The sequence below is a fragment of the Synechococcus sp. N32 genome, from assembly GCF_900473895.1.
Taxonomy (GTDB): Bacteria; Cyanobacteriota; Cyanobacteriia; order PCC-6307; family Cyanobiaceae; genus Parasynechococcus.
In genome coordinates this window covers 539,112-548,347 of sequence record NZ_UCND01000015.1, presented here as the reverse complement: position 1 = coordinate 548,347, position 9,236 = coordinate 539,112, and the positions used below count along the sequence as shown (strand labels likewise).

At 58.6% G+C, this 9,236-nt stretch carries 17 protein-coding genes; 7 read left to right on the top strand and 10 right to left on the bottom strand.

The features are described from left to right. Complete coding sequence (gene sodC / locus DXY35_RS11595; RefSeq protein ID WP_115082401.1) at positions 1-537, bottom strand: superoxide dismutase family protein; 537 nt, start codon at positions 535-537, stop codon at positions 1-3. Between the two features lie 85 nt (positions 538-622). Here sodC and DXY35_RS11590 point away from each other — a divergent pair, with 85 nt between their 5' ends. After that, complete coding sequence (locus DXY35_RS11590) at positions 623-859, top strand: hypothetical protein (protein WP_115082512.1); 237 nt, start codon at positions 623-625, stop codon at positions 857-859. A gap of 9 nt (positions 860-868) precedes the next feature. Here DXY35_RS11590 and DXY35_RS13230 read toward each other — a convergent pair whose 3' ends face one another. Then, positions 869-991 (bottom strand): hypothetical protein, encoded by a 123-nt coding sequence (locus DXY35_RS13230; RefSeq protein ID WP_256359524.1) that lies wholly within the window; start codon positions 989-991, stop codon positions 869-871. A gap of 317 nt (positions 992-1,308) precedes the next feature. Here DXY35_RS13230 and DXY35_RS11585 point away from each other — a divergent pair, with 317 nt between their 5' ends. Next, positions 1,309-1,662: a hypothetical protein gene (locus DXY35_RS11585; protein ID WP_115082400.1), complete on the top strand. Its 354-nt coding sequence runs from the start codon at positions 1,309-1,311 to the stop codon at positions 1,660-1,662. A 31-nt stretch (positions 1,663-1,693) separates the two neighbouring features. Here the strand turns inward: DXY35_RS11585 and DXY35_RS11580 are convergent, their stop codons facing one another. Continuing rightward, positions 1,694-2,098 carry a YccF domain-containing protein gene (locus tag DXY35_RS11580; RefSeq protein ID WP_115082399.1) on the bottom strand — a complete coding sequence of 135 codons (405 nt, stop codon included), beginning with the start codon at positions 2,096-2,098 and terminating at the stop codon, positions 1,694-1,696. A gap of 65 nt (positions 2,099-2,163) precedes the next feature. On the opposite strand from DXY35_RS11580, the gene DXY35_RS11575 reads away from it, so the two are divergent. Next, positions 2,164-3,024, top strand: coding sequence for an SDR family oxidoreductase (locus DXY35_RS11575; protein ID WP_115082398.1), 861 nt, complete (start codon positions 2,164-2,166; stop codon positions 3,022-3,024). Positions 3,025-3,340: 316 nt separating this feature from the next. Beyond that, complete coding sequence (locus tag DXY35_RS11570; protein ID WP_114989309.1) at positions 3,341-3,634, top strand: hypothetical protein; 294 nt, start codon at positions 3,341-3,343, stop codon at positions 3,632-3,634. Here the strand turns inward: DXY35_RS11570 and DXY35_RS11565 are convergent. Further along, positions 3,619-3,840, bottom strand: a complete 222-nt coding sequence (locus DXY35_RS11565) for a hypothetical protein (RefSeq protein WP_115082397.1) — start codon at positions 3,838-3,840, stop codon at positions 3,619-3,621. The genes DXY35_RS11570 and DXY35_RS11565 overlap by 16 nt on opposite strands. A gap of 148 nt (positions 3,841-3,988) precedes the next feature. After that, positions 3,989-4,375 carry a DCC1-like thiol-disulfide oxidoreductase family protein gene (locus DXY35_RS11560; RefSeq protein WP_115009163.1) on the bottom strand — a complete coding sequence of 129 codons (387 nt, stop codon included), beginning with the start codon at positions 4,373-4,375 and terminating at the stop codon, positions 3,989-3,991. Between DXY35_RS11560 and DXY35_RS11555 the strand changes: the two genes are divergently transcribed. Then, positions 4,375-4,740, top strand: a complete 366-nt coding sequence (locus tag DXY35_RS11555; RefSeq protein WP_115082396.1) for a hypothetical protein — start codon at positions 4,375-4,377, stop codon at positions 4,738-4,740. The two genes, DXY35_RS11560 and DXY35_RS11555, sit on opposite strands and share 1 nt — an antisense overlap. 12 nt (positions 4,741-4,752) lie before the next feature. On the opposite strand, the gene DXY35_RS11550 is transcribed toward DXY35_RS11555, so the two are convergent. Together DXY35_RS11550 and DXY35_RS11545 are read right to left on the bottom strand one after the other, a co-directional pair. Beyond that, positions 4,753-5,013 (bottom strand): hypothetical protein, encoded by a 261-nt coding sequence (locus DXY35_RS11550; RefSeq protein ID WP_115082395.1) that lies wholly within the window; start codon positions 5,011-5,013, stop codon positions 4,753-4,755. Between the two features lie 215 nt (positions 5,014-5,228). Next, positions 5,229-5,480, bottom strand: a complete 252-nt coding sequence (locus DXY35_RS11545; protein ID WP_115082394.1) for a hypothetical protein — start codon at positions 5,478-5,480, stop codon at positions 5,229-5,231. Positions 5,481-5,577: 97 nt separating this feature from the next. Between DXY35_RS11545 and DXY35_RS11540 the strand changes: the two genes are divergently transcribed. Beyond that, positions 5,578-5,769, top strand: coding sequence for a hypothetical protein (locus tag DXY35_RS11540; RefSeq protein ID WP_115082393.1), 192 nt, complete (start codon positions 5,578-5,580; stop codon positions 5,767-5,769). 227 nt (positions 5,770-5,996) lie between these two features. On the opposite strand, the gene DXY35_RS11530 is transcribed toward DXY35_RS11540, so the two are convergent. Together DXY35_RS11530 and DXY35_RS11525 are read right to left on the bottom strand one after the other, a co-directional pair. After that, complete coding sequence (locus DXY35_RS11530) at positions 5,997-7,409, bottom strand: serine hydrolase (RefSeq protein WP_115082392.1); 1,413 nt, start codon at positions 7,407-7,409, stop codon at positions 5,997-5,999. A 48-nt stretch (positions 7,410-7,457) separates the two neighbouring features. Continuing rightward, complete coding sequence (locus DXY35_RS11525) at positions 7,458-7,700, bottom strand: hypothetical protein (RefSeq protein WP_170950614.1); 243 nt, start codon at positions 7,698-7,700, stop codon at positions 7,458-7,460. Positions 7,701-7,869: 169 nt separating this feature from the next. On the opposite strand from DXY35_RS11525, the gene DXY35_RS11520 reads away from it, so the two are divergent. Continuing rightward, positions 7,870-8,460, top strand: coding sequence for a nucleoside kinase (locus DXY35_RS11520; RefSeq protein ID WP_115082391.1), 591 nt, complete (start codon positions 7,870-7,872; stop codon positions 8,458-8,460). Between the two features lie 460 nt (positions 8,461-8,920). On the opposite strand, the gene DXY35_RS11515 is transcribed toward DXY35_RS11520, so the two are convergent. Further along, positions 8,921-9,184 carry a hypothetical protein gene (locus DXY35_RS11515; RefSeq protein WP_115082390.1) on the bottom strand — a complete coding sequence of 88 codons (264 nt, stop codon included), beginning with the start codon at positions 9,182-9,184 and terminating at the stop codon, positions 8,921-8,923. Positions 9,185-9,236 lie beyond the last annotated feature (52 nt).

Genomic DNA, 9,236 nt, shown 5'->3' with positions numbered 1-9,236 from the left:
TCAGCGCTCGTCCGGCACCACGCCACAGGCAACCCGTGCTCCACCTCCACCGAGGGGGGGCTCGTCCCTGTAGGTGTCGCCGCCTGCGTGAACAATCAGGGCTTTGCCCTTCAGGTCAGCGGTGCTGAGCCGAGGCGCCACCACGCTGGTGTTGGTCTTGCCGTCGCCATCCACCACCAGCCTGCTGAGATCGCCCCGGTGACCGTTTCCGAAGGGGCCGAGGTGTTGACCCGTTTCATCAGGGTCCCAGTGACCTCCGGCAGCCAAGCCGGCAACAGATGTGCCTTCGGCGGTTACGCCCACGTCACAGCTTCCTGTGCTGTGGAGATGGAAGCCATGTTCTCCAGGGCTCAGCCCCGCCAGATCGGGATAAATCACCAGGCCCTGGTCGGTGTCTTGCGCGGTGACGCTGCCGATCGATTCGCCAATGCCGTTGGCATCAATGCGTTGCAGGCTCACCTCCAGGGCTCCGCACCAGCCCGGTGTGAGCGTGAGCAGGCCGATGAGCAGAACGAGCTGGGCGAGCAGGCGACGCATCTCAGAACAGCGTGTTCTTGAATTCTCGCCCCCGGATGGTGCCGTCTGCGGTGAAGATGGTGCGTCGTTCAGCTGATGTTTGGTGATGCGTTGGGAGTACACCCAGTTGCGCTTCGTGCCCCGGGGGAAGTCGTGGACCGGGGAAATCGAGGAGCTCTGGCTGGATGATCGCCAGCTGATCTCCAGAAGTCATCCGCAGCGTGACGTCACCCTGGTGGGCTTGATGAATGAATTGGGAGAGCAGGGTTGGGAATTGGTGACCTACGCCCAACCCTTCACTGGTTACCACGGTGGTTGCTACACCTTCAAACGCAAGAAGTGAGCACGTGCTTCAGAGCGGGCTGGTGCTGATGTGCTGGGCCATGCCCATAAAACCGATCACGAGAAGAGCAACAGCAACGGTTGAGGCAATGGATGCCAAGCCCATTTGTGCTTGATGGCTCAGGCTTTTCATGCATCAACCTCGTTTTTCAGATGCACGAGAATGCATTGCTCATAACAACTGCCATCATCAAGATTGCAAAGGGTCAGGCATTCGAAATAGGCATTCACTTGTGATTCAGTGACACAAGCTTGGGAAGCGTTTGGTGACTCCAGGTTTGTATTCAGCACGTCTTTCTCAATTCGCAGAGCGACACTATGCCGATTTTCTTTTTTGGGCAATGAAATTATTGCGGCGGGTAAATACCTAGATAAAATTACCTATATCGGATCGATTGTGATGGTTAGTCTTTGTTTTTGGATTGATCCTTTGCTTCTTATGGTGAGCCGATGAGCAAGGGCAACCCCGCTGAATGGCTCGAGGGCGAGCTCGATCGTGCCAAGGCTCGTGGCCGTTGGCTCAGTGACGATGAGCAGGCTGCGCTTGATCGTGAAGCTGATGCCGAAGCCCTTCTGGTGGAGGCCAAGCAACAGCGTGATCGCAAGTTGATGATCCTCGCCGGGGTCTGCCTGTTGATTCCGCCGTTGTGGCCTGTGGCCCTGGGGCTGACCCTGTTTCTTCTCTATCCAGACACCATGGCCAGGATCGGGCTGGCCGCCGCCATCACCTTTCTGGTGGGGGGATTGCTGTTGGCCGGCGTGCTCGGTTTGGCGATGGTCTGGCTGATTCAGTGGCTGTTCTGATCAGGTGTTGTTCTGATCAGCTCTGCTGAGATCAGTTGCGAGATTTCACCACCGTCATGCCGACGGGAGCCAGGGCAATCAAAGCCAGCTTGATGTGCTGAATGCCGAAGGGAATGCCGATGATCGTGACAAAGCAGGCCAGGGCACTGCTGAGGTGACCCAGGGCCAGCCACCAGCCGGCCACAAGGAACCAGATCACATTGCCGAGCGCTCCCAGGGGGCCCGTCCCCAGATCACCTCGTCCCCTTAGCTGACGACGGTTCACTGCTTCGGAGCCGAAGGGCCAGAGCGAGAAACAACCGACCACCCAGCACGACCGTGCCCATGGCAGGCCAACGATGGTGATGGCGCAGATCAACGCGGCCAGCCACCAGGCCAGAGCCATGGGAAGTCCGCCGAGAACAACCCAGAGCAGGTTGAGGATCATCGAGATCATGTCTCCATTGTCACGGCAGGCCTAAAGCTCGTTCGTTAAATTATGTAAAAGGTGTTTGACCGGACATGGCGGGAAGTTTCGGGATTGTGGGTTGTGGATACGTCGGATCCGCTGTCGCCACTCATCTCAGGCGCCAGGGCCATGAGGTTGTCGGTACCACCACCAGCCCTGGACGGTTGGCTGAGCTCTGCGATCTGGTCGACCACCCCCGCCTTTACAACGCCGGCGATCCGATGGCGGATGCCAGTTTCCTGGATCGGCTCGATGGGGTCCTGATTGCGATGGCGCCCACCACCGCCACCTTTGAAGAAGATCAGTACGAGAAGGTTTACGGCCAAGCGGTGCCGGCCCTTGTTGAGGCGCTGCGTCAGCGCCAAGGGCGTCGACCGCTTCATGTGGCCTACCTGAGCAGTGCAGGGGTGTATGGCGATCAGGCCGGCGCGATCTGCAATGAGCTGACGCCTCCGGATTGTTCCAACAATGCCAACGCTCTTCTGGCCAGCGCCGAGGCCTCTGTTCTTTCCTTGAACGACGCTTCAACCCAGGCCTGTGTGTTGCGGCTGGGTGGTATTTACGGTCCTGGCAAGGACATCCCGTCGTACATCCGCAGTGCTGCTGGGCAGCCGGTTCGCAAGAACGGCAATCACATCAATGCCTGGGTTCATCTTCACGACATCATTCGCGGTGTTGATTTCGCCTTCGGCCGGCGGCTCCAAGGCATCTACAACCTTGTGGATGATCTCCAGTTCACCCGGCGTCAGCTTTCCAACGCCTTGTGTGATGACTTCGGATTGCCCCCTGTGATCTGGGACAACCACGATCGCCCCGGTGCACGCATCTTCAATGCCCGTGTCAGCAACGCCCGGCTGCGTGAAATCGGATTCCAGCCCAGTGTCAGCTCCATGCTGGAACCTGTTGCGGCCTAAGGGGCCAGCCCCGTTTAGCGAAGCTGTTCAACGTTTGCGGCTGATTTGATTTTTCGATACAGATTGCGCATCGATTTCTCATTTTTCGTTGATGTTGTAAAGCAGGATTGCGGAATCCACGTTCAACTTGCTGCGTTGATTAGACCCTGCACATTCAACGCGGCGGCGCTGTGAAAGACGAATCGTTCTGCATCGAATTTGCGTCCTCCTTGGCCTTGATGTTGCTGGAGCTCAACGCAGAACTTCTTGAGCTTGCAGACGAAGCCTCCAACGTCACAGCCGAGCTTTCTGTTGTTGAGCTTGAGCGTGCCTGCTGATGCTGGATCGCATTCGTGCCGTCTTTGCTGAAGCCCAAGCCGAGGGCATGGATCAGTTGTACGACGTCATCAATGCGGCGCGTGATCTTGCACCGGATTCAGATTTTCAGGCTTGCTACGACCTTGTGATGGCATCCGGCGGCCCTGAAGTGGAAACCTGGATCAACTTCACGGTGACCACAGCCACCCGCTTCGATCTTGACGATCAACCGGAGCCGGAACAGTTTCTTTCCGTTCTCGAGGAGTGTTGTGATGCCCGTCGGGAAGAGCAGCGGGCTCAGCCTTCGGAATAACGAAGGGCCTTGAGGCCCATCACCAGATGGGTGCGAAAACTTCCCAGCGCCATCACCTGCTTGGGCAATCGCGTGTCGCTCACTGCATCGCCCTGTCCTTCAATCCAGCGCAGCAACTCCTGGGTTTGGTCGGCCCATGCACTCAGTGCTGCGCGGAGCAGTTCGTCATCGCTGAGTCGCCCTTCAGGAACGGCGGATGTGTCCATCGCCGCTTTCAGTAAGGCGTTGAGTTGCTGATGGCTCAGCGCGTCAGGAACAAAGGGATCAGGATCGATGCTTAAGAGAATCTTTAGGCTTGCTTCGACCGTAGTTCAGGGGTATCGGTTGCGACCACCCGTGTTTTGGCTCATTGCGTCAGCGTGATCGAGCTTGATCCGGGTCAACGCTCAGCCCGCGGGTGGCGAGAGCCAGGCGCCGGGCAGCCAACAGGGCTGGATAAGCCAGTGCTGAACGTTGGTTGTCACTGAACAGCTTGGCCAGCAGTCCCAGCAGGGGATCGCTGGGGTTCATGCGCCGGCTGAGTTCCGCAATGGCTTCGCTGCCATGCCACGTCTGCTCTCCTTCGATCAGCACGGCGCCATTGCGCAGAGGCAGGCCGAGGGCATTGAGCTCGCGACGGATCGTGTGATCGGCGCGCCCGTCAACAATGCGCAGGTTGGGAACACCAGCCTGGAGCTCACTGCGGAGGGCGAACTCTCGACAGAATGGGCATCCGCCGTCGTAGATGAGGGTCAACAGCATTGCTGAATTCTGTCGCGAAGGGCCTGGGCCTGGCGTTGTTGATGCTCTGTCTGCTCTTCGCTCCCCAGCCGTCATGGGCCGATTGGATCTGCGACGGGGATCGGCTCAGTGTTGACATCACGCGGGGACCAGTTGATCTCACCGGCCTGGCGGAAGGCATTCCCAACACGTTGGAGGGAACCTTGCCGGGAGACGGAGTGCTGCTGCGCTGGCGTGATGTGGAGTTGCAACTACCGCGCACCAACAATGCAGGTGCTCCCAGTTACACCGATGGCCGTTGGTGGTGGCGGGTCGTTGATCAATCAGCGCCGGAATTTTGGGAACGCCGCGGCACGGTGATTCGCCACCAATGTGAACTGATCTGAGCCTTACTCCAGCTAACGCCGTTTTCGCTTGCGGCGGTTGGCCTTGCGGGTTCCTCCATAGCGATAACCAGCTTGTTCGCGAAAGTTCGGCCAGCAGGTTTCGCACACCAGGATCCAGTCGGCGAGTCGGGCGGTGATCACCCGGAAATGCACGTCCCCCGGCTGTCTGCAGTGATCACAACAGAATCTTTTGTTTTTCCACAGTTTTTCAACCGACTCCTCTGGCGTGTCGGTGCCCTGAAGCTTTTCCTGAGGGTTGCTTGCTTCGTTCACAGCAGGAAGCGCTTCGTTGCTACTTGAGGCGTGTTCGAAATCACTGATGCATTTGTGGCTTGAAAACAATGGCCAGCACAGCATTCTTCGCATTGAGCTGCTGGATGTGCCGGGGACTGCTGAGCATCTGAGGCTTGTTTTCCACGCCGATGGCCAAAACCACTGTGATCGCCAGGATCAGCTGTTTTGGTCCTGTGGAAAAGCTGTGTATAACTCTACGAATCGCTTGGAACTTGCGCGTTGATGGAGGCTTTTAGGGCGGCCATCTCGTGGGCGGTGAGGTGAGCTTCGACGGCCTCAGGGGTGTTGTTCAGATAGTGGATCCATGCCTCGTAGCACTGTTCCTGTGTTGCTGATGGGTTCTGACCTTCGCCAACTCCTGCGTTGAGCAGAAGCTCTTCAATCCTGGCAAGCCGAGCTTCGATCCGGCTCAAGCGGCTGCCGATGGCGTCGTCCTGTTGCGTCACCTGCGGATGGGCGGTGGTTCCCGTGATTGTTGCGGAGAGCCCCTGGGTTGACGCTGTAGTACATGCGCACTAAAACAGATGTACTGCTCCGAAACCCATGGCTGCGAGTTCTCCTTACGCCACCTTCCGCGCTGACGAGTGGATGCGTCATTCCTTGATCCGACCCCGCAAGGCGTTTCCGGCGGCAGCCTCGGCGGTGGCGAAGCCTCGTGCCAGGCCCACCGCTGCTGTTCGAGCCTGTGATGCCGTGCAGGGCGAGCTTTTTCTCTTTCCCGTCGTGATCTGCTGAACCTTGGTCTCTGCGACAAACATTTGCAGGAGTCGCTGTTTGCCCCCTGTTCTGCCAGGGTGATCAGTGGTTTTTATTGCCAGACCATGCTGTTGTTCGCCTCCCAGACAGCTCCAGGCGGTCCGACTGTCATTCTTCCGGCCCTTTTGATCACCGGACTTCTCGTTGCAGCATCCCAGGCGTTCGTTCCCAAGGGCGGCGACAAGAACTGAGCCCTGCCGTTCGCTTTATCGAAGGGCTGAGAGAACATCAGCCCCGAAAGCATTGGCATCAAATCCCGGCTTTTTGGGTGTCTGTCCCAGTCGCACGATCACCGCGCGCTGTGATGGAGCCACCAGAACAAGTTGTCCCTGATAGCCCTCAGCTGAATAGCTGTCATTGGGCAGATCCGGCCTTGATTTGCGGCGGCTGAGCCACCAATGCGCGCCATAGGCCTGTTTTGATCCCCGCGACGCCGTCTGTGCCTGCCGAACCCAGGTTGCGGGCAGAAGTTGCTTGCCATCCCAGCGGCCCTGATCCAAGTACAACTGGCCAAACCGGGCCCAATCGCGGCCGCTGGCCCACACCAGGGATGAGCCCACCAAGGTTCCACTGTTGTCGTTTTCGAGAACGGCAGTTGCCATCCCGAGAGGCCCGAACAATGCCTGCTTGGGAAAGCTCCAGTAGCGCTGATCGTCATCGATGGCATGTCTGAGGATCCGGCTGAGGATGTTGGTGGTTCCGGATGAATAGCTCCACTTTTTTCCCGGTTTTTTGCTGAGGGGTTGGCTGGCGGCGAACCCGGCCATGTCGGCTTCCTGGGTCAGCATCCGCACCAGGTCCGAGTTCAGTGTTCCCGTCGATTCCTCGAACGCCAGTCCGCTGTTCATGCGCAGCAGCTGATCCAGGCTGATCCTTTGGCGTGGATCCTGCGGATCACTCCATTCGGGCACCTTCGGTGGTTTGCCTGGATCCAGAAGCCCTTCTTGGATGGCCCGTCCGATCAGGGCATGGGTGATGCTTTTGCTCATCGACCAGCCAATCAGTGGCATGTCGGGCTGGATGCCTTGGGCGTATCGCTCTGCGATCACCCAGCCGTTCTGCACCACCACAACGGCGCGGGTGCGTTTTGGTGTGAGCGGCTCGTTCTCTTCAAAGGCGCGATCGAGAGCGTCCTTCAGTGCCTGCTTATCGATCTCCGGCGGTTCTGCGGCGGCTGTGTCGCTCAGTGGCCAGGCAGAGCCAATGGGCTGGGGCGTCTCGGAGCCAGGCTGGTTTGGCTTGGGCAGCCGGGGTTTTGGATGCCCATCGATCTGCCAGGTGCAGCCCCGTTCGCCGTTCTGAATCGCTTCAGCACGAATCAGCCCGAACAGGGCGCTGGCTTCAACGCGTCCAGCGTTTGGTTTGATCCGGGTGTGGATCATCCCCTGGCCGGCGGCCAGATCTTCGTTGAGCACCTGCTCTGGATCCATTCCAGCCATCAGCACGCTGCTGCAGAGCTGCTTGGCGCTGAAACTCGCCCCCGCCCTGGCGAATGTGATCAGGTTGCGCAGCGGAGGCTCCAGGCCTGCTGTGGCGCTGAAGGCCACGGCCGCCACGGAGATCACCACCGTCCGCCACTGCTGCTTTGTCACCCTTGCTTTGTCACCCTCAATGGCCATGAAAAAAGCGGGGTTGTCCCCGCTTCAATCATGGATGGAACGTTGGCTTCAATACACGTCGTAGCTGACGCCGCGGTAACGCAGTTCTCGCCCACCGCTTGGGTGCTGTTGTGGGTCGATTTGTTCGTAGGCGACGCCGCGATAGCGCAGCACCTTGGTTTTGCTCCCCACCGGGGTGTGGACCCGGTCGGTGTGGCCCTGGTGGCGGTAGGCCCGTGCCATCTGTGTTCTGGCCGTTTCGATGGCCTGATTGCGCACAGTCCGTGCCTTGATCAGTTGAAGGGTGTTCATCTCTCTCTTGCGCGGTGCCCACGCCCCCGTTGCCTGGCGCGGATCTGACTGCGGCCTGTTGATGAGGCTCAACGTGACCACACCCTAGCTCCAATCTGTATCAACGGCTACTGTTTTATCTGCTTCTTTTGGGAGGCGTTGTCAGCATGGCTCTGGATGAAGGCAGCGCTTGTCTGGGGCAGTTCCTCTGGTGTGCATCTGCGGGCCGTCTGCGGCCGGCAAGACCACCCTGGCAGCCCGTCTGGCCGAGCAGCTGCGTGCCAGGGGGCGTCATCCCCTGCTGATCGCCTGCGACGACTACTACCGCTGTGGTTGGTCACCCAGCTCGCGCTATGGCTTCGACACGGTGGATGCCATTGACGCGGATCAGCTGAGGTTGCAGCTCAGCGCTGTTCGCTACCGCCAGTTGAACGCGCTGCGCAGCTACGACATGCGCAGCCGCAGGGTGAGCTCCAGGTTGTTGCAGCAGCCCTATGACCTGGTTCTGGTGGAAGGCTCCTACGGGCCACAGCATGTGTTGGAGGCTGTGCCCATCTCGCTGGTTGTGTACGTCGAAACCCCACTGCTTCAGAGGTTGATCAAGCGTCTCTGGCGTGATGTTCGCGACAGGCAGAGGCCGGCTTCCTATGTGATTCGCCAGATGCTGCGCGAAATGCTCCCGGGTGAGCGTCGCTTCATTCACCCCTTGAAGCGCCGCGCAGATCTTGTTGTTCGGGGCTACAACTTCGATCTGGAGCCGATTCTCAGCAGGATTGGATAGCTGCTTAAGTCTTGATCAGTCTCAGTGGCTTGATTCTGCGTAGGCCTGTGCGTCTGGAGACTGATTGATTGATGGTTTTGATGGTTTGCCCTGGCTGATTCGATCAGCGGGTCTGCTTTTTAGGGCGAGACGTCTTCTTTTTAGGGCGAGACAGCAGGCGCGAGATTTTGGTCATCCATCGACCCGGTGCAGCTTGTTGCGTCGAAACAACCGCTGCTCTTTGCTTGGCTGACGCAGGGTTTGGGCCTGAAGGTTCTGATAGCGCCCAGCGGAAATCTATCAAGGATCGTGGCTTGCCGGCTGGGGACAGAGCCAGCACCTGCTGGCGAAGCTGACGTTGAGTGCGCAACAGCCTTCAAAGGCACCTTTGTGCGCCATGGCTCAAGCAGGTCCTGTTCCGCCAGCAGGGGTCTCTCGTTCATCACAGGCGTCAAACAGTGCCCGCCCAGGGGAGACAGGCTCAGACCTTGTTTCCTTCGTCGTCCCAGTACTCGATTCTGTTCACGTCAAGATCGTCTTGTTTGAGTTTGGCGGCGATCTCCTTGGCCCTCGCCCTCAGATACAGCTCATCGGTCACCAGGCTTTGGTAAACGATCTCCTCCAGGGTTTCTGCGGGAGCTTCTGAGACGATCTGCTTCACGTCGTCCTTGCTCAGCTTCACGTCAGTTCGAATGCTGACGGTCTGCTCGAAGTTGAACTCGATTTCGTTGATGACCGATTCCATGGGCTCCTTCTCCTTCCAGGCAAAAAGAAACCCCCGCCAAAGGCAGGGGTTC

Coding starts and splice junctions, on each gene's coding strand:
- sodC (WP_115082401.1), bottom strand. CDS start 537: ATGCGTCGCCTGCTCGCCCAGCTCGTTCTGCTCATCGGCCTGCTCACG.
- DXY35_RS11590 (WP_115082512.1), top strand. CDS start 623: ATGCGTTGGGAGTACACCCAGTTGCGCTTCGTGCCCCGGGGGAAGTCG.
- DXY35_RS13230 (WP_256359524.1), bottom strand. CDS start 991: ATGAAAAGCCTGAGCCATCAAGCACAAATGGGCTTGGCATCCATTGCC.
- DXY35_RS11585 (WP_115082400.1), top strand. CDS start 1,309: ATGAGCAAGGGCAACCCCGCTGAATGGCTCGAGGGCGAGCTCGATCGT.
- DXY35_RS11580 (WP_115082399.1), bottom strand. CDS start 2,098: ATGATCTCGATGATCCTCAACCTGCTCTGGGTTGTTCTCGGCGGACTT.
- DXY35_RS11575 (WP_115082398.1), top strand. CDS start 2,164: ATGGCGGGAAGTTTCGGGATTGTGGGTTGTGGATACGTCGGATCCGCT.
- DXY35_RS11570 (WP_114989309.1), top strand. CDS start 3,341: ATGCTGGATCGCATTCGTGCCGTCTTTGCTGAAGCCCAAGCCGAGGGC.
- DXY35_RS11565 (WP_115082397.1), bottom strand. CDS start 3,840: ATGGACACATCCGCCGTTCCTGAAGGGCGACTCAGCGATGACGAACTG.
- DXY35_RS11560 (WP_115009163.1), bottom strand. CDS start 4,375: ATGCTGTTGACCCTCATCTACGACGGCGGATGCCCATTCTGTCGAGAG.
- DXY35_RS11540 (WP_115082393.1), top strand. CDS start 5,578: ATGGCTGCGAGTTCTCCTTACGCCACCTTCCGCGCTGACGAGTGGATG.
- DXY35_RS11530 (WP_115082392.1), bottom strand. CDS start 7,409: ATGGCCATTGAGGGTGACAAAGCAAGGGTGACAAAGCAGCAGTGGCGG.
- DXY35_RS11525 (WP_170950614.1), bottom strand. CDS start 7,700: ATGAACACCCTTCAACTGATCAAGGCACGGACTGTGCGCAATCAGGCC.
- DXY35_RS11515 (WP_115082390.1), bottom strand. CDS start 9,184: ATGGAATCGGTCATCAACGAAATCGAGTTCAACTTCGAGCAGACCGTC.